The sequence below is a fragment of the Hydrogenophaga sp. PAMC20947 genome (assembly GCF_004795855.1).
Taxonomy (GTDB): domain Bacteria; phylum Pseudomonadota; class Gammaproteobacteria; order Burkholderiales; family Burkholderiaceae_C; genus Hydrogenophaga.
Genome location: NZ_CP039252.1, coordinates 3,551,891 through 3,575,536 on the forward strand (window position 1 = coordinate 3,551,891; position 23,646 = coordinate 3,575,536).

At 64.0% G+C, this 23,646-nt stretch carries 13 protein-coding genes and 1 pseudogene; 9 read left to right on the forward strand and 5 right to left on the reverse strand.

The genetic code is table 11. The features are described from left to right. Positions 1 to 208 precede the first annotated feature (208 nt). Positions 209 to 9,145: a glycoside hydrolase family 94 protein gene (locus E5678_RS16280; protein ID WP_247596804.1), complete on the reverse strand. Its 8,937-nt coding sequence runs from the start codon at positions 9,143 to 9,145 to the stop codon at positions 209 to 211. Positions 9,146 to 9,526: 381 nt separating this feature from the next. Continuing rightward, complete coding sequence (locus tag E5678_RS16285) at positions 9,527 to 10,330, reverse strand: exodeoxyribonuclease III (protein WP_210731931.1); 804 nt, start codon at positions 10,328 to 10,330, stop codon at positions 9,527 to 9,529. Here E5678_RS16285 and pyrE point away from each other — a divergent pair. Continuing rightward, positions 10,329 to 11,045 carry an orotate phosphoribosyltransferase gene (gene pyrE, locus E5678_RS16290; RefSeq protein ID WP_136179494.1) on the forward strand — a complete coding sequence of 239 codons (717 nt, stop codon included), beginning with the start codon at positions 10,329 to 10,331 and terminating at the stop codon, positions 11,043 to 11,045. The two genes, E5678_RS16285 and pyrE, sit on opposite strands and share 2 nt — an antisense overlap. Positions 11,046 to 11,056: 11 nt before the next feature. Then, positions 11,057 to 11,713, forward strand: a complete 657-nt coding sequence (locus E5678_RS16295; RefSeq protein WP_247596805.1) for a DUF4124 domain-containing protein — start codon at positions 11,057 to 11,059, stop codon at positions 11,711 to 11,713. Between the two features lie 80 nt (positions 11,714 to 11,793). On the opposite strand, the gene gatB is transcribed toward E5678_RS16295, so the two are convergent. The 3 genes from gatB to gatC are packed head-to-tail and all read right to left on the reverse strand — an operon-like array spanning position 11,794 to position 15,043. Then, on the reverse strand, positions 11,794 to 13,248 hold the full coding sequence (gene gatB, locus E5678_RS16300) for an Asp-tRNA(Asn)/Glu-tRNA(Gln) amidotransferase subunit GatB (RefSeq protein ID WP_136179495.1): 1,455 nt from the start codon (positions 13,246 to 13,248) through the stop codon (positions 11,794 to 11,796). 2 nt (positions 13,249 to 13,250) lie between these two features. Beyond that, complete coding sequence (gatA, locus tag E5678_RS16305) at positions 13,251 to 14,747, reverse strand: Asp-tRNA(Asn)/Glu-tRNA(Gln) amidotransferase subunit GatA (RefSeq protein ID WP_136179496.1); 1,497 nt, start codon at positions 14,745 to 14,747, stop codon at positions 13,251 to 13,253. Further along, positions 14,744 to 15,043 carry an Asp-tRNA(Asn)/Glu-tRNA(Gln) amidotransferase subunit GatC gene (gatC, locus tag E5678_RS16310; RefSeq protein WP_136179497.1) on the reverse strand — a complete coding sequence of 100 codons (300 nt, stop codon included), beginning with the start codon at positions 15,041 to 15,043 and terminating at the stop codon, positions 14,744 to 14,746. The genes gatA and gatC overlap by 4 nt, the downstream gene beginning before the upstream one ends. Positions 15,044 to 15,315: 272 nt before the next feature. On the opposite strand from gatC, the gene E5678_RS16315 reads away from it, so the two are divergent. From E5678_RS16315 to E5678_RS16345, 7 genes and pseudogenes are all read left to right on the forward strand, one after another. Beyond that, the gene (locus E5678_RS16315) at positions 15,316 to 16,359 is read left to right on the forward strand and encodes a rod shape-determining protein (RefSeq protein WP_136179498.1); all 1,044 of its coding nucleotides are present in this window, start codon (positions 15,316 to 15,318) and stop codon (positions 16,357 to 16,359) included. 52 nt (positions 16,360 to 16,411) lie between these two features. Beyond that, positions 16,412 to 17,347, forward strand: a complete 936-nt coding sequence (gene mreC, locus E5678_RS16320; protein ID WP_136179499.1) for a rod shape-determining protein MreC — start codon at positions 16,412 to 16,414, stop codon at positions 17,345 to 17,347. Beyond that, positions 17,344 to 17,873: pseudogene (mreD, locus tag E5678_RS16325) on the forward strand (rod shape-determining protein MreD). Before mreC ends, mreD begins: the two are co-directional and overlap by 4 nt. Positions 17,874 to 18,206: 333 nt before the next feature. Next, positions 18,207 to 20,195, forward strand: a complete 1,989-nt coding sequence (gene mrdA, locus E5678_RS16330; protein WP_136179500.1) for a penicillin-binding protein 2 — start codon at positions 18,207 to 18,209, stop codon at positions 20,193 to 20,195. A 591-nt stretch (positions 20,196 to 20,786) separates the two neighbouring features. After that, positions 20,787 to 21,146 (forward strand): hypothetical protein, encoded by a 360-nt coding sequence (locus E5678_RS16335; protein WP_136179501.1) that lies wholly within the window; start codon positions 20,787 to 20,789, stop codon positions 21,144 to 21,146. A 1-nt stretch (position 21,147) separates the two neighbouring features. After that, positions 21,148 to 21,828, forward strand: coding sequence for a hypothetical protein (locus E5678_RS16340; protein WP_136179502.1), 681 nt, complete (start codon positions 21,148 to 21,150; stop codon positions 21,826 to 21,828). 122 nt (positions 21,829 to 21,950) lie between these two features. Continuing rightward, positions 21,951 to 23,567, forward strand: coding sequence for a type IV secretion system protein (locus E5678_RS16345; RefSeq protein WP_136179503.1), 1,617 nt, complete (start codon positions 21,951 to 21,953; stop codon positions 23,565 to 23,567). Positions 23,568 to 23,646: the final 79 nt, after the last annotated feature.

The window sequence follows — 23,646 nt, forward strand, 5'->3', positions numbered from 1 at the left end:
GATCGTATTCGAAAGTCAGCGAGCGGCGCATGGTCTCTGAAGCGCTGGTCAAGATAGATTTTCTCGTGCGTGGTGGCAGCGCCTGGCGCGGCCAGGTGATAGAGGTCGGTAAAAATGACCCGCAATTCAGTGCGGATCGATTGATTGCCTCCTCGGCTCGGTCAGCGTCAATGCACCGCTGCGCTGCGCCAGCGCTGAATCCCGACCGTCAGGTGGTCCGGCTTGCGGCTGGCAACCTGGCTTCCACCCGATGAGGGCGCCCGTCGTCCAACAGGGTCACCGAGCCATCAAGCGACAACTCGCCATCAAGACGCACCCCTGTCGCTCCGTCGTCTTGGCTGGCCTGGACAACCTCGATGCGGTACAGCGTCTGCCGATACCGGTACTCAAGCGAATAGCCCGGCCATTGAGCCGGCAGGCAAGGCGAGAGCATCAGGCGCACGCCGTCGGGTGACGAGACCAGGCGCAGGCCCAGCAGCGACTCGACGATCAGACGGTACATCCACCCGGCCGAGCCCGTGTACCAGCTCCAGCCGCCGCGCCCGGTGTGTGGCGCCACGCTGTAGACATCGGCAGCCATCACATACGGCTCGACCTTGTAACGCGCCACGCCCTCGGGCGTGCCCGCATGGTTCACCGGGTTGATGATGTCGAACAGCGACCAGGCGCGTTCGGATTGGCCGAGCTTGGCGAAGGCCATCGCTGCCCAGATGGCCCCGTGGGTGTACTGCCCGCCGTTTTCGCGCACGCCCGGCACATAGCCAGCGATGTAGCCCGGGTTCGGGCCGTTTTGGTCGAACGGTGGGTCGAGCAAGAGCACCAGGCGCGACGGCGCATTCACCAGGCGCGCGTGCATCGAATCCATCGCCTGGTGAGCCCGTTCGGGGGCGGCGATGCCCGACAACACCGACCAGCTCTGGGCGATCGAATCGATCTGGCACTCTTCATTGCCCGCCGAGCCCAACGGCGCTCCGTCGTCGAAATAGGCACGGCGGTACCAGGCACCGTCCCAGCCGTGTGTTTCGAGCTGCATCTGCAACCGTGCCCGCTCGATCTCGCAGCGCGCCGCGCTCTCGTCGTCCGACTGGCGGCGCGCCAGTTCACCGAAGCGCGACAGCGCCTCGCACAGGAAGAACCCAAGCCAGACGCTTTCGCCGCGGCCGCCGTGACCGACGAGGTTCATGCCATCGTTCCAGTCGCCGCTGCCCATCAGCGGCAGGCCATGCTCGCCAAAGCGCAGGCCGTGCCACAGCGCACGCAGCGCATGCTGGTACAGGCTGGCCGAATCCGGGGAAGGCGACGGCATGTCGTACCAGGAGTCGTCCTGCGGATTGACCGGGCGACCTTCGAGGAAAGGCACGTTCTGCTCGAGCACGCCGGTGTCACCGGTGGCTTCGACATACCGCGCCAAGGCCAGCGGCAGCCACAGGTAATCGTCCGAGATGCGCGTGCGAACGCCACGGCCTTGCGGCGGGTGCCACCAGTGCTGCACATCGCCTTCGACGAACTGCCGGCTCGCGCACAGCAGCAACTGGGCGCGCAGCATCTGCGGCTCGCTGTGGACGAGCGCCAGGGCGTCCTGCAGCTGATCTCGAAATCCAAAGGCCCCGCCCGACTGGTAGTAGCCGCTGCGCGCCCACATCCGGCAGGCGATGGTCTGGTACAGCAACCAGCCGTTGGCCAACACATTCAGCGCAGGGTCGGGCGTGTGCACCTGCACGGCGCCGAGCGCGCGCCGCCAATGGCTTTGCACGGCTTCGAGCGCCAGCTCTGCGGCCTGCGCGCCGCGAAAGCGCTCGATGAGCTGGCCGGCCTCGTCAGGGCTTCGGCCCATGCCGAGGCGGAACACGACTTCGCCGGTCTCGCCATCCTGCAAATCCATCGGCACCTGAATGGCGGCGCAGGGATCCAGTGCAGCACCATAGCGGCCCGAAAGCCGCAGACGCGCCAACGCAGCGGGTTCCCGCATCGAGCCGTTGCGCCCAACGAATTCAGCGCGATCGCAGGTGAAGCTGCCGGCACGGCGCTGCGCGTCGTCGACATCAAAGAACCCGATCCAGTCGCCGTAGTCGTTGCTGTAGGGGTTGCGCGCGTAGATTGCGCCGCTGTCCCGCGCCACATCGGTCTGCACATGGGGCGCGGTCTTGGCGCGCAAGTCGCCCAGGACCCACTCGACATAGCCCGTGGCGCTCAACTTGCGCGGGCGGCCCGACCAGTTGGTCAGGCGCAGCTTTGAGAACTTGACGGCGGCATCAAGCGCCACGAAGACCTGCAACTCGGCCTCAATACCGTGGGCCATGTGCGCAAACACGCTGTAGCCGAAGCCGTGGCGCGTGATGAAGGGCCCAGCTGAACCGGCGGGTGCGCAGGGCAACGAGGTCGGTGACCAGACCTCGCCACTGTCTTCGTCACGAATGTAGACCGCCTCGCCGCTGGCGTCGCCGACCGGGTCGTTGTGCCACGGCGTCAGGCGCAGCTCATGGGCGTTTTCGCACCAGGTGTACGCACTGCCGGCTTCCGAAATTACGCTGCCGAAGCGCGGGTTCGCGAGCACATTGACCCAGGGTGCCGGTGGCCGGGCGCCAGTGGATGGCGCGACCACGTACTCGCGTCCATCGGTAGAGAAGCCACCAATGCCGTTGTGCAATCCCAGTTCGGGTCTCGCGGCATCCAGGCGTGCCTGGGAGGGCACAGGATCAGCACCGAGCTCCGCGCCGGAGGAGGGGACAAAGGGCCCGATACGACGCGCACGAGGCGGGCGTCGGTTCATCTGCTCGGCCAGGCTGCCGCGGTCGTCACTGAACACCACACGTGCCACGGACTGCAACAGGATACGGTCATCTTGCGCAATCTGTTCGACGTGGCGCACGAAGATGCCACCGGGCCGATCGATCACATGCGCTTCCACGCCGGCAGCGATCATGCCCATGATCTGCTCCTGCAGGCGCTGACGGTAGATGTCGTGTTCCTCGTTCCAGATCACGAGATCGACCGCCAGGCCCTTGAGGCGCCACCAGGCGTGCGCCTGCACCAGCTGGCGCACCAACTCGGTGTTGCCGGCACTGCCAATCTGCAGCAACACGATCGGCAGGTCGCCCGAGATCGCATAACCCCAAAGACCCGACTGGCCACGGCGGTTTCGCAGCAGCACGCTGGCATCGGCGCGCAAAGTCGACTGGGCGTAGATCACCATCCCGGCCAGCCGCGCGTAGAGCTGTGCGTCGGCCTCGCTGGCGTTGAGCTGGCGCAACACCACTTGAGCATGGGCCCAGGCCAACTCGAACACCCGGTCGGCCAGGCGCCGGTCCTGGTACTTCTCAGCCAGGGAAAGACACCCGCTGCGGCTGTCGCCGGCACCGATCACGAGGTCGACAATGACGCTCTGGCCCGGTGCCAGGGTGATGACGCAACGGCTGGCCACGATGGGATCCAGCACCGAGCCGACGCTGTTGGACAACGGTCCGGCCGTGCGCAGGGCCTGTGGCGTCTGCAAATCGTTGCCCCGACCGACGAAGCGCGCGCGATCGGTCTCGTGCGAGATCGCGCCCACGAGGGCCGGGCCACCCGTCGACTCGCGCAGGCCGTGCACGGCCATCAACTGGAACATCCACGGGGTCGCGTCATCGGGCGAGCGCGGGCGGCGGGTGCACAGCACCACGGCCGGGCGTTCGACGATTTCGGTTTGCACGAACAGCTTGCTAAAAGCCGGATGCAGCACGTCGGCCGCCGCCGGCGCCAGAACCACCTCGGTGCAGCTGGTGATCTCGATCGTGCGGCGCACGGGGCTGTTGTTGGTGATGTGCAGTCGCCGCAGTTCGATATCGTCTTCTGGCGAAACGGCAATCTCTGTGTGGGTATCCATGCCTTCGTCGTGGCGGCGAAACTCGGCCCGGCCATCCGTGAAGATGGCCTCGTATTTTTCGCCGCTTTGGCGCGTTGGCTGGTATGTCGTGGACCAGCAATCACCGCTGGCCACATCCCTCAAGTAGCAAAAGCTGCCCCAGGCATCGCGAGTCGCGTCTTCGCGCCATCGCGATACGTCGAGATCCTTCCAGCGGCTGTAGCCGCCACCGGCATTGGTCACCATCACGTGGTAGCGCCCATTGGACAGCAGCTGCACTTCCGGCGCATCCGTGTCCGCCGTGTTGATGATGCGGATCGGCGTCTGATTGGCCGGCACGGTATCGTGCAGGCCGACGCGGGCGTCAATGTCGGGCGAAAGAAGGGCGCCGCGCGGTGCGCGCTCCTGCAGCAGCGGCAAGGTTGCCTTCAGACGCTGGTCGGCCTCAAAGTGGCGTTGCATCGGGCGCTCCAGCAGCAGGTGGGCGAGCGCCAGCAGGCCCATGCCCTGGTGGTGGGCCATGAACGAACGCACCACGGCGCACGCTTGTCCGCGCGGCAACCGTGTGGCGGTGTAGTCGATCGCCTCGTACAGACCATGGCGACCCGCCGCGCCTGCGGCGGCGAGCCGCTGCAGGTTGTCGCAAGCCGCTCCCGGTGCGACCATCAGTGACATCACCGAAGCATAGGGCGCCACGACCAGGTCGTCGGCCAGGCCGCGCTTCAGGCCAAGACCGGGTACACCGAAAGCACGGTACTGGTAATTCAACTCGGCATCGGTGGCGTTGTAGCCCGATTCCGAAATGCCCCAGGGCACACCGCGCTGCGCACCGTATTCGATTTGCCGCTGCACGGCGCCGTGGCAGGTCTGATCGAGCAAGGTGTTCTCGTAGCTCGGCATCACCAGCATCGGCATCAGGTACTCGAACATCGAGCCACTCCACGACAGCAGCACCGGCGCGCCGGCGGCCCGGGTCAACAAGCGGCCGAGTGCGAACCAGCTTTCCTGCTTGATCTGCCCCTGCGCAATGGCCACGAAGATGCCCAGGCGCGCCTCGGACGCCAGCAAGTCGTAGTAGCCCGAGTCGAGACGCCGCTCGTCGACGTTGTAGCCGATCGCCATCAGGTGCCGGGCGTCGTCGTAGAGGAAATCCTGCTCCATCTCGGCCAAAGCGCCTGCGCGTGCGGCGAGATCTTCGATGGCGTACAAGAGTTCTTGCGCCAAGCCCGCGCTGGTCCAACCTGCCCGCGCGCTGCCTGTGTCGCCCTCCGGGACTGGGTGCACTGCGATCTGGCGCAGGGTTGGCGTTCCATCGCCTGCCTCATCATTGCGTGTGCCCAGCGGAACGAGCGCACGCCAGTCGTCGCGAGCTTGGCGACACTGGCGGAACAACAGGCGAGCCCAATAGCGGCCGTCGTCACCCTCGATGTCGATGTCGCTCGGGTCAGCAGTTTCGGCCACGCTATCGGCCCGGCAGTCGGGGGATGGAGCGGCAGTGTCGATGAGGCCGAGAATGGCCACGGCGCCGCGGTCAAACCCGTCCAGCATCGTGTGCCATTCGCGCAGCGCAAGCGGCGGGGTGTTGCGATGCTGTTGCAGCAGCGCTTCGAACTGCGCCAGGGCTGCAGGCAACGCTGCATTTCGGGTGGCCAGGCTGTCGGCGAGCGACTCGGTCAACACGCCAAAGCTGTCTTCCACCCCCTCGCGCCAGCCGCGTGCCAGAACCGGCTCGTCGGCCAGCGCAAGCAAGCCCGAGCGCAAAACGAGCAATTGTCCGGCCAGATTGCCGCTGTCGACGGTCGAGACGTAGTGCGGCCGCAGCGGTTGCAAGGTCTGTGTGTCGTACCAGTTGAAGAAGTGTCCTCGGTGCCTCTCCAGGCCTTGCATGGTCTTCAATGCAGCGTCCGTGCGCGCCAGCAGCTGGCGGGTGCCGATGTGTCCGAAGTCGCGCGCAGCCAGTCCCGCGAGCAGTGCAAAACCCATATTGGTCGGCGAAGTCCGGTGGGCGATGCGCGCGACCGGATGCTCCTGCACGTTGTCGGGTGGCAGGTGGTTGTCCGCCGCGCCGACATGGGTCTCGAAGAAGGCCCAGGTGCGGCGGGCAAGCCGGCGCAGGAAAGTGGTTTGCGCGCGGGTCAGGGCAGCGCGCTCGCGCTGCAGCGGCCGGTCGATCCACCACACGAGCAGGGGCGAGAGAAACCACAGCAGCAGCACGGGGGCGGCGACCGCCAGCGCTGTGGGTCGCAACAGCGCCAGGCCGACACCGCTGGTGATGGCGAGCGCCGGGCCAAAGGCCATCCTGCGTGCGCCCTGCAGCAGGTCCGGCCAACTTCCGGGCGCCGTTGCGACCCGCACATCGGCCGAAGGGCGCCACTCGAGCAACCGCCGCTTGGACAACAAAACGCGCCACAACGTGCGTGTGATGGCCCCCAGGCTGTAAACCACCTCGTAGGGCAGGCAGGCCAGCGTCTGCAGGGTCTGCATCAGCAGGACCTGCGCCTGGCGGGTCAGGGGTGCTGCGGCACTCGTCGGTTCTTCGGCGCGCAAGCGCTGCAAGGGCCTTCGCAGCCAGGCGGCCAGGTGCGCACTCAGTGGCACCCCAGCGACGACGGCCAGCACATACAGGGTCCAGCGCCCGGGTTGCGGCATCAGCCCCCAGGCGGCCAGCAGCATCAGCAGCATCGCGGCAGGCGCAAGGCTGCGCCGCAGGTTGTCAAATATCTTGGCGCGAGACAGCCACGACAGCGGATTGGGCGGGGCCGGCGGCACGGCGTGCAAACGCCGGCGCAACCAGCCAAGCAGTTGCCAGTCGCCCCGAATCCAGCGGTAGCGGCGCGCCACGTCAGCGCTGTAGCGCAGCGGGGCGTCCTCGATCAATTGCACTTCACTGAGCAGGCCAGCGCGTGCGTAGCAGCCTTCCAGAAGGTCGTGGCTCAGGATGCGGTTCTCGGGCATGCTGTGGCCCAGCGCACGCTCAAAAACATCGACGTCGTAGATGCCTTTGCCAACAAAAGAGCCCTCGCCAAACAGATCCTGGTAGACATCGGACACGGCCCGTGTGTAGGGGTCGATGCCGGTCTCTCCACCATGCAGCCTGGCGTAACCCGTGCGGTTGGCGCTGACCAGACTCAAAGCGACGCGGGGCTGCAGGATGCCGTAGCCCTCGACCACGATGTCGGCTTGCGCGCCAACGCCAAAGCGCGGTCGATTCAGCGGGTGCGCCATCGCAGCGACGAACTGCACGGCCGCATCGCGTGGCAGCTGCGTGTCGGTGTCCAGCGTGATCACGTAACGCACGGCAGACAACACGCGCGTGTCGCCCACAATGCGCTCGAAGCGCTCGCCCGCGCCGACACTGGCATGACCGCGCAACAGGGCGTTCAGGTCAGCGAGTTTGCCGCGTTTGCGCTCCTTTCCCATCCAGACGCGCTCGCGTTCGTTCCAGCGGCGCGGCCGGTGAAACAGGAAGAAATCGTCGTCGCGTTGCGTCTCGGATGGCACGCGGTACTTCGCATTCAGCGCCGCGATGCGCGTTGCTGCGAGCTCGACCAGCGCCGCGTCGCCGGGCAAGTGCTCTTGCGCAGCGTCGTACAGATCGGTGAGCAGGCCGAAGTGCAGCCGCTCATCGCGGTTGGCGAGGAATCGCACCTCGAGCGCGTCGACCAGCTCCTCGACGCCCGCGATGCTGCCCAGCATCGTCGGCACCACCACCAGGGTGCGCGCTTGCGGTGGGATGCCGTACGCGTAGTTCATGCGCGGCAACGGCTGCGGCGCGACGATCAAGGTCGCGAGCCAGTTGACGAGCGAGACCACAAGCTGGCTGCTGGCGAGCAGCAGGACGCCGGCGAGAGCGAATTCGCCCCACCATGGCCACTGCAACGCCGGGCGCACCTCCAGCAGCGCCCCGGCACTGAGCGCCAGGGTGCCCAGCACGATGCTGCCCGCGTACAGCGGCAGGGCCTTCGCACGCGCGCTTCTCGCCACCTTCAGCCGCAGCGACCGGCGCATGCCAACGGCTTGCTCGAACGCGGCCCGGCCGGCACCGATCAGAAAGTAGCCCACGTGCGCCTGCCTGGCGTCTTGCTCCTGTGCGCTGTCTGCGCTCTCGCCTGGGCGTGCCACAGCAGACGCGCTGCACAAGTCAACCGCCTGGCGGGCCACTTCGGTTTCGGAGCAAGGCGCCAGTCGGGCGATCGCCTCGACTGCGTGGCGGTAGCTGTCGCGCGTGCTGAATTCCATTTGCGCATAGACGCCGCTGGGATCGTCCCGCAATGCCTGCTCGACGCTGCTGAGCATCTCGACGAACTCGCGCCAGTCGATCGCCCCCAGCAAGCGCAAGCTGCCGATGCTGTGGCTCACCGACACCTGGTTGGCCGCTTGTTGCTGCCCTTCCGCCTGCACCAGTTGTTCGATCGTCTGGTGCGATTCGGCCAGGCGCTGCTCCATCCAGGTCAACGGCAGCGCGAGCCCGGCACCCCGCCCCTGCAGGCGCCGGGCGAACTCGGCCACGAAGGCGTTGGTCAGCGGCGGCGTCGATCGCGCCATGTCGGCCACCACCAGGATCAATTTGCTGGGGGTCTTTTCCGCCACGTCCAGCATGTGATCGGCCCAAATGCCGGCCGTTTGGCGCTCGGTATGGGCGGTGGCGACGCGCGCGGCCACGCGGCGAAGGTTCTCGATCAGCGCCAGCCGCAGCATGATCGGACAAGCCCACAGCTCACCCAGCAGCAGCGGTTGAACCGATTGGTACGCCGCGACGAAGCGGCTCCACGAGCCACGGCCGATCTGCCCGTCGCCGTGTGCCACAGCCTGCAGGGCGAGGGCATAAACACGTGGCAAGCCTGCGACGATGCCGTTCGCAGGGTCTATCGTGAGCTGCGGCAACTCATGGCTGTAGCCGCGCGGCAAATGGCGGCGCGCGGTGCGAATTTCTTCCTCGATCAGGTAGAAGTTGTCGAGCAGCCATTCCGCCGCCGGTGTGAAGCGGCGCTCGGCATCGGCCGTCGAAGCCAGCCGTTTGCCCAATTCAACCAGCACCCGCTCGTTGGAAGCCAGCCGGTCGAGCAACTGGTCCGTCAACCGTGCATCAGCCACCACATGTGCAGCGGCCAGCCGCTTGCCATGCAGGGCCATCTGGTCGGCGCTGAAAAGTTCGGCACGCAGGGGTTCGTCTTCGGTCGTCGCAGTGCCCTCGGCTGTCCCAGCCCGCAGCCGTTCCCACCAGACTCGGGCTTCCCGGATCCTGGTCGTCAATGAACGCGTGCCGGTCAACATCAGGCGGTTCTGACTCCTGGGGTAGGACAAGCTCTTTTGCACGACTTGCCTCGCCATCCGGCAAGCGAAGGGTCGCTGCCAGAGGCCAATCGTTCAGCATACTCCGAATGAAAACCCGGGGGGGGCGGCGGTTTCGCTCACGCAGGGCTGAGGCTGCCTTGCCAAATGCCCGTTGATTCACCCGTTTGCCGAAAGGCTGCTCCAGGCTGCGCACAGCCGTATCGCGTGGCAGCCCAAGGTCCGTTCTTTACCCGTCCGCTGGCCTTCGACTCGATAGGCCTTAGCGCGCACTTGTGGTCGAAACCGGACAAGAACTGCGGGGCGCGACCGTTCGCCCACTGGCCCAAGCTGACGCGCCCATCACGTGAACTGGAGGCCTGCTCGGCGTTGCCTGAAGCTCGGCCGCAGCCGCTACAGCTGGAAGTCGTATTCAATGGTCAGCGGCGCGTGGTCGCTGAACTTCTGCTCCTTGTAAACCGAGGCGGCCTTCGCCAATCCGGCCATTCCCGGTGTCGCCAGGTGGTAGTCCAGGCGCCACCCCACGTTGTTGGCGTAGGCCTGACCCCGGTTGCTCCACCAGGTGTAGGCCGTCTCGGTGGTCTCGGGGTGGAGCCTGCGGTACACGTCAACCATGCCGCCTTCCTCCAGGAAGCGGGTCATCCAGGCGCGCTCTTCGGGCGTGAAGCCACTGTTTTTCTGGTTGCTGCGCCAGTTCTTCAGATCGATGTTCTGGTGAGCAATGTTGATGTCCCCACACAAAATGAACTCCCGCTGTCCCTTGAGTGCCTGCAGGTAGGGGTACATCAGGTCCAGAAAACGGAACTTGGCCCCCTGGCGCACCTCCCCAGACGAACCACTCGGGAAGTAGGCGCTGATCAGCGAGAGCTTGCGCGTTGGCGTGTCAAAGCGCACCTCCACGAAGCGCCCCTCGGCGTCAAATTCACCCCCGTCAAATCCCACGATCACGTCGCTGGGCTCATGGCGCGAGTACACCCCCACGCCCGAGTAGCCTTTTTTCTCGGCAAAGTGGAAATACCCGGCCAAGCCGGCCAAGGTCTCAAAGCGACCGCTGACATCGGCCGCCTGCGCCTTGACCTCCTGCACACAAATACAATCGGGCTGGTGTGTGCTCAGCCAGGGCTCCAGTCCCTTGGTGGTGGCGGAGCGAATGCCGTTGAGGTTGAGGCTGGTGAGTTTGAACAAGGATTTCCCCATGGTGTTGGATTCGGGCTCGGCAGCAGCCGAAGCAAAAGGTGGCGCGTTGGCGCAAGAGTTCGTGCAGTTCTGCGTGGCTTCAGGTGTGTTGCGCCTGGGTGAATTCAAAACCAAGGCCGGACGCCTCTCACCCTACTTTTTCAACGCAGGCCTGTTCGACGATGGCGCCAAGCTCGGGCGCCTTGCACAATTTTATGCACAAGCCGTGATCCGCAGCGGCATCGAATTCGACATGGTGTTCGGTCCCGCCTACAAAGGCATCCCGCTGGGCGCGGCGGTGGTGATCGAGCTCGCCCGCCAGGGGCGCAACGTGCCGTTTGCCTACAACCGCAAAGAAGCCAAAGACCACGGCGAGGGCGGCAGCCTGGTGGGCGCGCCGCTCAAAGGTCGGGTACTCATCGTGGACGATGTCATGTCCGCCGGGACCGCTGTGCGGGAATCCATCGCGCTCATCCAGGCCGCCGGCGCCACACCGCACGCCGTCGCCATTGCGCTCGACCGGCAGGAGAAAGCCACCGAAGTGGGCCCGGACGGCCAGACACGCGATGTGCCCCACAGCGCTGTTCAATACGTTGAAAAGGCACTGGGATTGCAGGTTTGTTCGATTGCGAGACTCGACGATTTGCTGCAGTATCTGTCGATCAGCGCAGACGATGGGCTAGCCGCCTACCGCCCGCGCGTCATGGCCTACCGCGACCGCTACGGCGTCACCTGAGGAAACACCGAGTGCTATTTGCCCATTTATCACCCCACCCCGCCTGGGCCGTCCGAGCCACGGTGTTGGGTTTCGTGTGCCTGATGGGAGTGGACGCCAGTCTGGCGCAAGACAACAAGGGCGGCATTTTCAGCTGCGTTGACGGCCGGGGCCGGCGTCTCACATCGGATCGCCCCATTCCCGAATGCCTGGACCGCGAGCAGCGGGAGCTCAACAGCAGCGGCATCGTCCGGCGCATCGTTCCACCCAGTTACACGGCCGATGAGCGCGCCAAGATTGCGGATCAAAGGCGCATAGAAAACGCAGAAAAGTCTCGTATCGCCGAGGAAAAGCGGCGTGATCGCGCATTGATGATCCGCTACCCCAACAGAGGCGTGCACGACAAGGAGCGCGCCGAAGCCTTGGGCCAGATCGACGAAGTCATCGATGCCGTGGACAAACGCAGCAAGGCGTTGGCGGCCCAGCGGCGAGAGATCGAGCTGGAGCTGGAGTTCTACCAAAACGACATCAACAAGGCCCCCGCCTGGTTGCGCCGGAAATTCGAAGACAACGCCGACCAGCTGCTGGTCCAACAGCGTTTTCTGTCGGATCAGGCCCTGGAAAAGAAACGCGTCACGGCCCGTTTTGACGAAGAACTGGTCAAACTGCGCCAATTGTGGGGACAGTAGGCTTTACCCAGCGCCGCTGACGCGTTCGCTGGGCCAGAGGCCTGCGCACCGGCCGTACGCGCCGTGTCAGTCCCTTGGCTTTACTGAAGTTTTTGCTTCAACAAATCGTTGACCTGCTGCGGATTGGCCTTGCCTTTGCTGGCCTTCATGGCCATGCCGACCAAGGCGTTGAAGGCCTTGTCTTTGCCCGCCTTGAACTGGCTCACCATCTCGGCGTTGGCGGCCAAGACTTCGTCGATGATTTTCTCGACCGCGCCGCTGTCGTTCATCTGCTTGAGGCCCTTGGCCTCGATGACTGCGTCAACCTCACCACCGTCGCCCGACCACAATGCGTCCATCACCTGTTTGGCAGCGTTGTTTGATACCGTGCCATCAGCGATGCGCTTGAGCAGCGCCGCCAGCACCTCGGCCCCCACCGGCACCTGGGCGATGTCCTTTTCTTCAGCGTTCAAACGGCGAGAGATCTCACCCATGATCCAGTTGCTGGCCATCTTGGCCTGGCCGCTGGCCTTGGCTGCCGTCTCAAAATAGGCCGCCATCGCAGGGCTTTGCGTGAGCGTGGTGGCGTCGTACTCGGGCAGGCCATAGCTCTCTACCAGGCGCAGCGCCATCTGGCGTGGCAGCTCGGGCATGGTCGCGCGCACCTGCTCGACCCATTCGCGCGACACCACCAGCGGTGGCAGGTCCGGATCGGGGAAGTAACGGTAATCGGCCGCGTCTTCTTTGGTGCGCATGGCGCGGGTTTCGCCGGTATCAGGATCAAACAAGATGGTGGCCTGCTGGATCTCAAGGCCGTCTTCGATCTGCTCAATCTGCCAGCGAATCTCGTAGTCCATGGCCTGCTGCATGAACTTGAAACTGTTCAGGTTCTTGATCTCACGCCGCGTACCCAAAGGCGCGCCGGGCTTGCGCACCGACACGTTGGCATCGCAGCGGAAACTGCCTTCCTGCATGTTGCCGTCGCACACGCCAATCCAGGTCACGATCTTGTGCAGCTCTTTGGCATAAGCCACCGCTTCGGCGCTGCTGCGCATGTCGGGCTCGGTCACGATCTCCAGCAGCGGGGTGCCCGCGCGGTTGAGGTCAATGCCCGATTGCCCGATGAAGTCTTCGTGCAGCGATTTTCCCGCGTCTTCTTCCAGGTGCGCGCGCACCAGGCGCACCGTCTTTTTCTCATCACCCAGCAAGAAAGACACCTCGCCACCCTGCACCACCGGGATCTCAAACTGGCTGATCTGGTAGCCCTTGGGCAGATCGGGGTAGAAATAATTCTTGCGCGCGAACACGCTTTCTTCAGCGATATGCGAACCCAGCGCCAGCCCCAGGCGAATTGCGTGGGCCACGGCCTCGCGGTTCATCACCGGCAGGGTGCCGGGCAACGCCATGTCCACTGCGCAGGCCTGCGTATTGGGCTCGGCGCCAAATGCGGTAGGCGCACGGCTGAAAATTTTGGATTGTGTGGCGAGCTGGGCGTGGGTCTCGAAACCGATCACGACTTCATAACCCTGCACCAACAACGACTTGGGGGAATTCATATTCAGAAACCTTCAGGTGTGCGCATGTGCCAATCGGTGGCCTGCTGGAAAGCGTGGGCCGCCTGCAGCAGATCGCCTTCCTTGAAGTAGTTGCCCACCAGCTGCAGGCCCACCGGCATGTTGCCCGCACCGAACCCGGCCGGCACGCTCATGCCGGGCAAGCCCGCCAGAGAGGTCGACAAGGTGTAGATGTCGGCCAGGTAGTTGGCCAGCGGATCGGCGCTTTTTTCACCGATCTTCCACGCCACCGTGGGCGCCACGGGGCCAGCGATCACATCGCATTGTTCAAATGCCTGCTGGAAATCCTGAGCGATCAAGCGGCGGATTTTTTGCGCCTGCAGGTAATAAGCGTCGTAGTAACCATGGCTCAGCACATAGGTGCCGATCATGATGCGGCGTTGCACCTCGGGGCCAAAGCCCTCGCTGCGCGACTTGCGGTACATGTCGTTGAGGTCGGCAAAGTTCGCCGCGCGGTGACCAAACTTCACGCCATCGAAGCGGCTCAGGTTGCTCGACGCTTCGGCCGGTGCGATCACGTAATACACCGGGATCGACAGCTCGGTGCGCGGCAACGAAACATCGACCAGCGTGGCGCCCAGTTTTTCGTACTCAGCCAGCGCAGCACGCACCGCAGCGATCACATCGGGAGCACAACCCTCGCCGAAAAACTCCTTGGGCAACCCGATGCGCAAACCCTTCAGCGGCTGCGCGGCGGTAGCGCCCGCGCGGGGCTGCGCCAGCGCCAGGCTGTAGTCTTCAGCCGGGTGGTCGAGGCTGGTGGAATCGCGGTCGATATCGGGCCCGGCCATGGCGCTCAGCAACACGGCGCAATCGGCGGCGCTGCGCGCCATGGGGCCGGCCTGATCCAGGCTGGAAGCAAACGCCACCATGCCATAGCGCGAGCAACGGCCATAGGTGGGCTTGATGCCCGTGATGCCGGTGAAGCTGGCGGGCTGGCGGATCGAGCCGCCGGTGTCGGTGCCTGTGGCGGCGGGCACCAGGCGCGCGGCCACCGCAGCAGCACTGCCACCCGAGGAACCGCCGGGCACGCGCGCCGGGTCCCAGGGGTTGTGCACAGGCGTGTAGGCCGAGTTGTCGTTGCCTGAGCCCATGGCGAATTCGTCGCAATTGAGCTTGCCCAGCGTGACCGCGCCAGCGTCGGCCAGGCGCTGCACCACGGTCGCGTTGAACGGGCTCAAATAACCGTCCAGCATCTTCGAGCCGGCGGTGGTGGGGAAGTCGGTGGTGACAAAGATATCCTTGTGGGCCAGCGGCACGCCCAGCAAGGCACCCCGCTCCCCGGCGCCCACGCGCGCATCGGCGGCACGTGCCTGGGCCAGCGTCGCGTCTTCGTTGAAAGACAGGTAGGCACCCAGAGCATCATTCGCCTTGGCGCGCGCCAGCAGGTGCTGGGCGGCCTCCACTGCGGAGGTTTTTTTGTCGGCGATGGCGGCGGCCAGTTCGGCCACCCCCATCTGGTGCAAATCGGTGGCGCTCATTCGATGACTTTCGGCACAAGAAACAATCCGCGCTCCACAGCAGGGGCGCTCTTCTGGTTGGCCTCGCGCTGGTTGGGCTCGCTGGCCACATCGGGGCGCAGGCGCAGGCTCACGTGGTCAATCACGGCGGTGGGGTGGGCCAGGGGCTCCACACCGGTGGTGTCGACGGCGTTCATTTGTTCAACGATGTCAAAAAAGCCGTTGAGCTGGGTGAGCAAACGCTCGCTGTGCTCGCTGGAAAGCTCCAGGCGTGCCAGGTTGGCGATGCGCCCGATGTCGGACGAGGTCAGGGACATGGCTGGTGGGGAATCCGTTGTTATTGAAAAGAAACCACCCGGAGTGCAATCAAAGCCTCTGAAACGGGTTGTAAAGTGGGAGCGGCGATTGAGGATGAGTCCCGTTGCGCGCAGGGGATACGTTATTATCCAAGGTTTAACGGTCAATGCGTCCCACGGGCGCTTTTTGCCGTCGAATCAAATACTTATCACCGCGCCCCCAGACCCCTGGCGACGGTCGCGCCAGAACAACAAAGCCCAAGCGCGGCCCCGCCTCACAGGATTTTTGCACCATGTTTGAATCGTTCCGTCGGCAATTCTCGACCGACCTCGCCATCGACCTTGGCACCGCCAATACGCTGATTTATGTTCGTGGCAAGGGCATCGTGCTCGACGAGCCCTCGGTGGTCGCGATCCGCCACGAAGGCGGTCCCCAGGGCAAAAAAACCATCCAGGCCGTTGGCCGCGAAGCCAAAGCCATGCTGGGCAAGGTGCCCGGCAACATCGAGGCCATCCGCCCGATGAAAGACGGCGTGATTGCCGACTTCACCGTCACCGAGCAAATGCTCAAGCAGTTCATCAAGATGGTGCACCCGCGCTCGATGTTCCGGCCGAGCCCGCGCATCATCATCTGCGTGCCCTGCGGCTCGACCCAGGTTGAGCGCCGCGCCATCCGCGAGTCGGCCTTGGGCGCCGGTGCTTCCGAGGTCTACCTGATCGAAGAACCCATGGCAGCAGGCATTGGCGCCGGTCTGCCCGTGTCGGATGCCTCGGGCTCGATGGTGGTCGACATCGGCGGAGGCACCACCGAAGTGGGCGTGATCTCGCTCGGCGGCATGGTCTACAAGGGCAGCGTGCGTGTGGGTGGCGACCGTTTCGACGACGCCATCATTGCCTACATCCGCCGCAACTACGGCATGCTGATCGGCGAGCCTACCGCCGAGTCCATCAAGAAACACATCGGTTCGGCCTTCCCCGGCAGCGAAGTCAAGGAAATGGAAGTCAAGGGCCGCAACCTCAGCGAAGGCGTGCCACGCAGCTTCACGATCTCCAGCAACGAAATCCTGGAAGCCCTGACCGATCCGCTGAACAACATCGTCTCGGCCGTCAAGATGGCGCTGGAACACACGCCACCCGAGCTGGGCGCTGACATCGCCGAACGCGGCATGATGCTCACCGGCGGTGGCGCCCTGTTGCGCGATCTGGATCGCCTGCTGGCCGAAGAGACCGGCCTGCCTGTGCTGGTGGCCGAAGAGCCGCTGACCTGTGTGGTGCGCGGCTGCGGCATGGCCCTGGAGCGCATGGAGCGCCTCGGCACCATCTTCACGAACGAGTAAGCCCTGACAACGGTCTCGAATCTGCTCCCCATGCCCGGCCGGCCTTTGTGATATGCCACTGGGCACCCTAGACCGAACTCCGCCCCCGTTTTTTAAACAGGGCCCTTCGGCGCTGTCCAAACTGATGGTGTTCAGCGCCCTGGCGCTGTTTCTCATGGTGGCCGACACCCGTTTCAGCATCGCCGTGCCTGTGCGCGTGGCGCTGGGCACCGCGCTCTACCCGCTGCAATGGCTGGTCCTGCAGCCTGTGCGCGCCGCCGCCGGCGCAGGCGATTACTTCACCAGCCTGCACCAGGCACAAGCCAGTGAAAACGAAGCCCTGAAAAAGCTCGCCACCCAGTCGGAAAATGCCCTGCAAGTGGAGCAGTTGCGCCTGGAGAACCAGCGCCTGCGCGATTTGCTGACCATGCGCGAGCGCACCCAGGCGCCCTCGATTGGCGCACAGGTGCTGTACGACGCAGCCGACCCCTATTCTCGCCGCATCGTGATCGACCGGGGCCTGACCCATGGCATCGTGGCGGGCTCGCCGGTGATCGACGACAACGGCGTGCTCGGACAAGTCACGCGGGTCTATCCGCTGATGTCCGAAGTCACACTCTTGATCGACCGCGACCACGCCATCCCGGTGCTCAACACCCGCACCGGCGTGCGCAGCGTGGCCTTTGGGCATGTGGGCGCCGATGGCGAGGGCCTGGAACTGCGTTACACCCTGGCCAACGCCGACATCCAGGAAGGCGACCTGTTGACCACCACCGGTGTCGACGGTGTTTTCCCACCCGGCCTGCCAGTGGCGCGGATCAATGAAGTCGGTCAACGCGCGGAGTCGTCTTTCAACCGCATCAGCTGTACGCCACTGGCGCGCGTGCATGGCGCGCTGCATGTGCTGGTCCTCACCCCCGTGGGTCAGAATCTGCCGCCCTCTCCGCTGGTCAAGCCGCCTGCGGGTCCGCCAGCTACCGCGGCAACGCCAAGGAGCACAGCGCCATGATCATGCGTCCCGGCCAGCAGCTGCTGCTGCCCGCCAATCCCGTCTTCATCTGGTTCACGCTGCTGGCAGCCCTGTCGATCAACATGCTGATGGGCTCGGGCGTCTGGGGTCGCGCCGCCTGGGTGCCCGACTTGCTGGCGATCACGCTGGTTTTCTGGAGCGTGCACCAGCCCCTGCGCATCAGCGTGGGCGTGGCCTTCATTTTTGGCCTGGCCATGGACGTGCAACAGGGTGCCCTGCTGGGCCAACACGCCCTGGCCTACACCGTGCTCGGCTTCCTGGCCGTGTCCATGCACCGCCGCCTGCTGTGGTTCGGGGTGCCTGCCCAGGCAATACAGGTGCTGCCCTTGCTGATGTCGGCCCATGTGCTGCAGCTGGTGGTGCGCATGATTGCTGGCGGCACCTTCCCAGGCTGGGACATTTTTTCGGCCCCCTTCATCGAAGCCGTCTTGTGGCCCGTGGTCAGCGTGCTGCTGCTGGCCCCCAACGTCGCGCGCCGAATCCCGATGACAACCGACCACTTTGACGCCCCCCTGCGCCGGCTTCGCCGTCACCCCCCTGAGGGGGCGGCGCTGGCGGCCGGGCAGAGCCAGGTCTGCGGTGCCCTGGGATCGCCCGGCCGTCGGGCCGTTCGAAGCGCGCCTATGGCGCGCCAGGGTTGGTACCCGCGCTCCGGGAATCGACGAGCGAAAAGTATGTTCCACATGCGGAGGAGTCAGCCCAAGAGCACCGCAGAGTGTGCTCGGCAGGACCACCACCAGCACAATACCCGGGCAGTATCCGCAGCGCGTACCCCGCTCCCGTCGAGCGGTCCGCAGGCCGCTAGACCCCAGGACGGCGAAGCCGGCGCGGGGGGGGTATGACCGAGTTAAGGAACGTCGAAGCCGATCTGTCCCAGTTCCGCACCCGCGTGGCGGTGGTGGGGTTGGCGGTGCTGTTTGCGTTTGGCTTGCTGGCTTCGCGCATGGTGTACCTGCAGGTGGTTCGCCACGAAGACCTCGCGGCCCAGGCCGAGAGCAACCGCACCGCGGTGCTGCCCGTGGTGCCCAATCGCGGCCAGATCCTGGATCGCAAGGGCCGCGTGCTCGCCACCAACTTCTCCGCCTACACCCTAGAGATCACCCCCTCCGAGGTAGAAGACCTCGACACCACCCTCGACTCCCTGGGCGAGTTGCTGGAAATCACCCCCAGAGACAAGCGGCGCTTTCGCAAGCTGGTCGACGAGTCGCGCAAGTTCGACTCCCTGCCCCTGCGCACCCGTCTGTCCGACGAAGAGGTCGCCCGCTTCACGGTGCAGCGTTACCGGTTTCCGGGCGTGGACGTGCGGGCCCGCCTGATCCGCCACTACCCCAATGGCGACGTCGCCAGCCACGTGATCGGCTACATCGGCCGCATCAACCAGCGCGAAAAAGAACAGATTGAAGACTGGCCCGAGGAAGACCAGGCGAACTACCGCGGCACCGACTACATCGGCAAGCTCGGCGCCGAACAACACTACGAACGCGAACTGCACGGCCTCACCGGCTTCGAGCGGATTGAAACTTCGGCCGGCGGCCGGGCGGTGCGCTCACTGGCCAACACACCCGCCACCCCGGGCAACACCGTGGTGCTGGCCATCGACATCCAGCTGCAAAAACTCGTCGAAGACATGTTCGGCGATCGCCGAGGCGCCCTGGTGGCCATTGATCCGCGCAATGGCGAGGTGCTGGCCTTTGTGAGCAAACCCACGTTCGACCCCAATCTTTTTGTTGAGGGCATCGACGTCGAGAACTGGAAAGCGCTCAACGAATCGGTGGACAAGCCCCTGCTCAACCGGGCCCTGCGCGGCACCTACCCGCCCGGCTCCACCTACAAGCCCTTCATGGCGCTGGGCGCCCTCGAAACCGGCGTCCGCAGTGCCTCCACCGTGATCAACGATCCGGGCTACTGGATGTTCGGCAACCACCGGTTCCGCAGCCATGGCGACGGCGGTCTCGGGGCTGTCGACATGCGCCGCAGCATCGTCAAGTCGAGCAACGTCTACTACTACTCGCTGGCCAACGAAATGGGCGTGGACGCGATGCACGATTTCATGGCCCCCCTGGGTTTGGGGCAAATCACCGGCATCGATCTGCGCGGCGAAGTGCGCGGCGTCTTGCCAAGTCAGGAATGGAAGCGCAACGCCTACAAGCGCCCGGAGCACCAGCGCTGGTATGCAGGCGAAACCATCTCGCTGGGCATCGGCCAGGGGTACAACAACTTCACCATGCTTCAAATGGCCCATGCCATGGCCACGCTGGCCGGCGGCGGCATCAAGCACCAGCCCCACCTCACGCTGGCGACCGAAGACGTGATCACCCACGAACGCAAGCCCTTGCCCGTCAGCCCACCGGTCAACCTCGGATTCAAGCAGGCCAACATCGACGTCGTGTTGCGCGCCATGCAAGGCGTGACCACCGAAGGCACCGGGGCACGTGTGTTCGCAGGTGCAGGCTATGAGAGTGGTGGCAAAACCGGCACCGCCCAGGCCGTCACCATCGGCCAGAAAGAGCACTACGACGCACGCAAGCTCGAAGAGCATCAACGCGACCACTCGCTCTATCTGGCCTTCGCCCCGGTTGACAAGCCCCGCATCGCCCTCGCGGTCGTGGTGGAAAACGCCGGCTTTGGCGCCGCCAACGCAGCGCCCATCGCACGCCGCGTGTTCGACTACCTGTTGCTCGACCAGTACCCGAACGCGCAAGACCTCAAAGCCGTGCAACAAGGCCAGGCCGGCGCCCCCATCGGCACTCCGCTGAAAGCCAGCGAAATGCCCTGGCCCCCCGAGCCCACCGCCCCGACAGCCCAGGGCGCGACCAACCCGGGTTGAGCTCGGGCCCGCTTGAGCTCTCCCTGGGCTGTTCGGGCCCCGGTTCTGGCTTTCCCCTGCGGCCCTCCAGGTACCGCCGCACAACCCCTCGCCGTATCGACACGAACAGAGGGTTCCCTCTAGGGAGGGTGTTCAAACCATTGACCCTCTCAAAGGCGCCTCCCGGACTGCGCTCGCCAATTCATCGACGTTAGATGCGCGGTGAAGCCCTAGAGGCTTCATGCCCCCCATTCGTCCCGGCGCAGCAGATCGGCACATGGCAGCAGGTCTGGTCTGGTCAGGTCAGGTCAGGTCAGCCCAGGCAATGCCTGCAAACGAGCTACACACAGAGCAGCACGGCTCTCGCTGTTGGACTGATGCTAAATAACCCACAACTCACTCACAATGTAACAACAAAGTTTAATAAACTGTGGATTTTTTGGGTCTTCAGAATTAATATTCGAGCTGGCGTGAGTGCCGGCTTGACCACCAAGCAGCTGTCCAAAACCAGAAGCCGACGCAGAGCGGCCTGGCACATCACCGCCACCCGAACACAACGGCCGGGTCCGCAGGCCCAAAACCGATCTGTCACACCTTCAGGAGAGGAACCCCATGCAAAACATCCAACCAATCAACACCTTGGCTCGCCGTCAATTTGGGCGCTTGGCGCTGGGCGGGGCTGCCGCCTTGGCTTTGGCGGCTTGCGGCGGCGGCAGTGATGGGCGTGATTCGGACAGTCAGCGCAGTTTGCTGGATGTCTACAACAAGCTGGAAGATGGCATGGGGCCGAAGGAGGTCACAGACTTGGTTGGGCGAACTTCAGAATCTATCGGCGGCGCTTCCTATCTCTGGCAAAACACCTCAGAGTCGCTTTCTGTGCACTTCAACCACAAGCAGGGCACTCAGATTAGCGGAGCGCACTGGTATATCGGATCGAGTCAGACACGGGCAAAGTTATTCAACGAGGTTTGAGATGAGGCTCATGGTTGCTCTATGTTCTTTTGTATTGTCTTCACTGGCCAATGCTCAATGGGCCGTGTATGACAAAGATGTTCATGAAGAGATAAGGAGGATTAACAAGGTCGATGGCGAATTTGCCAAGCTCGACACGGCCTTTAAGAGCACGCTTTCCAGCGGCAGCTCGGGTCAAGACCTGACACTGGGCGAAGGCACAGGAAAAGCGATATTGAAAGGCCTAGACACCAAGTTCGAAACCCTCTCCATCACCGATGAAGAAAAGCTCAAATACGTCGGGACGGAGCAGGACTGTGGCAGCAACAATGAAAAATTCCTGGCGCATTACAACGCCTGCGTCGGCCTTCGGAATTTGCGCCTGCAAACGCTCAAACAGAGCCAAGAGACGTTGAAAATGTTAGATCAACGGCGAGGCCAAATTGTTCAGCTTATTCGAAACTCTCGGGGTGCCAAGACGGAATCGGGTCAGATGCAGCGCTACCATTTCGAACTGCAAGCCTTGCAATCGCTGATGCAAACCGACGCCATGCAGCTCCAGGTTTTGATGGATGGCTACAAGCAGCGAGAACAGGTGTATGCCATGCAGATGGTGGAAGCCAAACGGGCCAGCGACACTGGCCGGTTTGACGGCGGCAAGGGCGCGCCCCGCAAAAAGGCCGTCCCGTTCGTGATGCCTTGAAACACCTGCCTTTCGCAAATTACTGATTCGTCGAATCGACCGCGATCTTGAGGAAGACAGTTGTGATTTGCACTGCTTTTAGACCCCTGCCCTGGCTCACAAGCCCTTCTTGAGGTAATCCCATGGCCGTATGTGAAGCAGGCGGCGCCTTGGCGGCGTTGCCCTGGATGGGCAGTGTGCTCAACATGTTGAGCCCCGATTTTCAAGGCGTCCTGCAAGACGCCTTCTTTTATTGTTCGGTCCGCGAATATGTCATGAACGACATCATTCAAGGCCCGTATCAAGCATTGGTAGCCGCCAAGCTGGCCATGGCCTTAGGCGTGATGTCAGCCACCTTGATGACCATCTGGGTGGCTTTCCAAGGTTTCCAAATCATCACTGGCGCCAATAAGAACCCGATCGTGCCGCTGTTCATCCAGACCGGCAAGATGGTGTTGATTTTGTCATTGGTGTCATTGATTGCGGCCAAGTCGCCGGTGATCGTGACCTCTGTAGGCGACTTCAAGGAGCTGGTTTCCGAGTCGGTGGCGGAGGGCGCCGACATCACCACGCTGATCGATCTGAACCTGGGTATCAGTGCCTTGCTCAATGCGATCACAGAGGCCATGAAGGGGGTGGATCCCACCAAGGATCCGAATGTGCTCACCACCACCGTAGGCCTGCTGGGCCAAAGCGGGCCGGCCATGCTCACAGGGGTGTTGCTGATGCTGGCGGAGTTGTCGATCACGTTCGCGATCATGCTCTCGCCGCTGTTCATCTTCTTTCTGTTGTTTCAGCAAACGTCGGCCTTGTTCTGGTCTTGGGCGAAGTTCACGCTCGGCGCGCTGTTCTCGTTGGCCACACTGACGCTGATCGGCTCGCTGGCATTGAAGGCAACCGCCGTGTATGGCGGCATGGTGGTCGCAGCGTATTACACCAATTCGGGCGGAGGCCTCGGGGGGCTGATCAATACCGCGACGGGAGGTCCCTTCGACATCTCGGGCAGCTCCATGCGACTGGCCGCTCTGGGCACGCTGATGTCAGCCATCATCATCGCAATCCCCCCCACCATCATGCAGTTTTTCAGTTCCGGAGCGAGCTTCGCAGCGGGCGCTTTTGGCTTTGCCGGGGCGGGGGCCCTGGCAGCGGCCGGACGTTCGGGCAGCAGTGCAACCGGCGGGGCAGCAGCGGGTTTGATGAACGCTGGACAGGGCGGTGCCGGCGCGAAAAGCAATCAAGCGCCGTCTGGCGCGGCAGGCACACCGATGAACCTTGGCTACACCGGCGGCGAGAGCAACATGGCCGCAGCCAACAACCAGAGCCTGCTGGCGAAAGCCAACAGCGGATCAGCAGGCCTGGACCCCGACGGTGCCTCGTGCACGCCTGGCGGCTTCAAGGGGCTGGCCAACAACCCCTCGGAAAATCTCGGCCTGGCGGGCATCAAGCACAAGCAAGACACCGATGAATTTCATACAGACACTTCGGGTCAACGCACGGAGGCCAAGCACGTTCAGCCCTCGTCCCAGACGACTCAAACGTTCCAGGATGCCAAAATCATCAAAGAGTATCCCCACCTGGGTACCGGAGGGACCCTGAAGGTGTCCGGAGGCGTGACCGGCAACACGGGAAACACGGAACGCCCTGCCCCAGCAGGCAACAGCGGCGAAACGCACGCTCAGCGCTCTTCGCCATCGGCGCCCACAAGCAACCCAGGACCCAAGCCCCGACCCGGCGTGCCCTATGGTCAAGGCAAGGGCTGACTGAAAGACGTACCTGCAACATTGGGGCGGCAACGGCTTTCTGAGCCCGCAGAGCGTTCGTTGAATCGAGTGTCTGATC

What these genes read in the sequence shown, in the direction of transcription:
- pyrE (WP_136179494.1), top strand. Translation starts at nt 10,329, where the DNA reads ATGGTGTTGGATTCGGGCTCGGCAGCAGCCGAAGCAAAAGGTGGCGCG.
- E5678_RS16285 (WP_210731931.1), bottom strand. Translation starts at nt 10,330, where the DNA reads ATGGGGAAATCCTTGTTCAAACTCACCAGCCTCAACCTCAACGGCATT.
- gatB (WP_136179495.1), bottom strand. Translation starts at nt 13,248, where the DNA reads ATGAATTCCCCCAAGTCGTTGTTGGTGCAGGGTTATGAAGTCGTGATC.
- gatA (WP_136179496.1), bottom strand. Translation starts at nt 14,747, where the DNA reads ATGAGCGCCACCGATTTGCACCAGATGGGGGTGGCCGAACTGGCCGCC.
- gatC (WP_136179497.1), bottom strand. Translation starts at nt 15,043, where the DNA reads ATGTCCCTGACCTCGTCCGACATCGGGCGCATCGCCAACCTGGCACGC.
- E5678_RS16315 (WP_136179498.1), top strand. Translation starts at nt 15,316, where the DNA reads ATGTTTGAATCGTTCCGTCGGCAATTCTCGACCGACCTCGCCATCGAC.
- mreC (WP_136179499.1), top strand. Translation starts at nt 16,412, where the DNA reads ATGCCACTGGGCACCCTAGACCGAACTCCGCCCCCGTTTTTTAAACAG.
- mrdA (WP_136179500.1), top strand. Translation starts at nt 18,207, where the DNA reads ATGACCGAGTTAAGGAACGTCGAAGCCGATCTGTCCCAGTTCCGCACC.
- E5678_RS16335 (WP_136179501.1), top strand. Translation starts at nt 20,787, where the DNA reads ATGCAAAACATCCAACCAATCAACACCTTGGCTCGCCGTCAATTTGGG.
- E5678_RS16340 (WP_136179502.1), top strand. Translation starts at nt 21,148, where the DNA reads ATGAGGCTCATGGTTGCTCTATGTTCTTTTGTATTGTCTTCACTGGCC.
- E5678_RS16345 (WP_136179503.1), top strand. Translation starts at nt 21,951, where the DNA reads ATGGCCGTATGTGAAGCAGGCGGCGCCTTGGCGGCGTTGCCCTGGATG.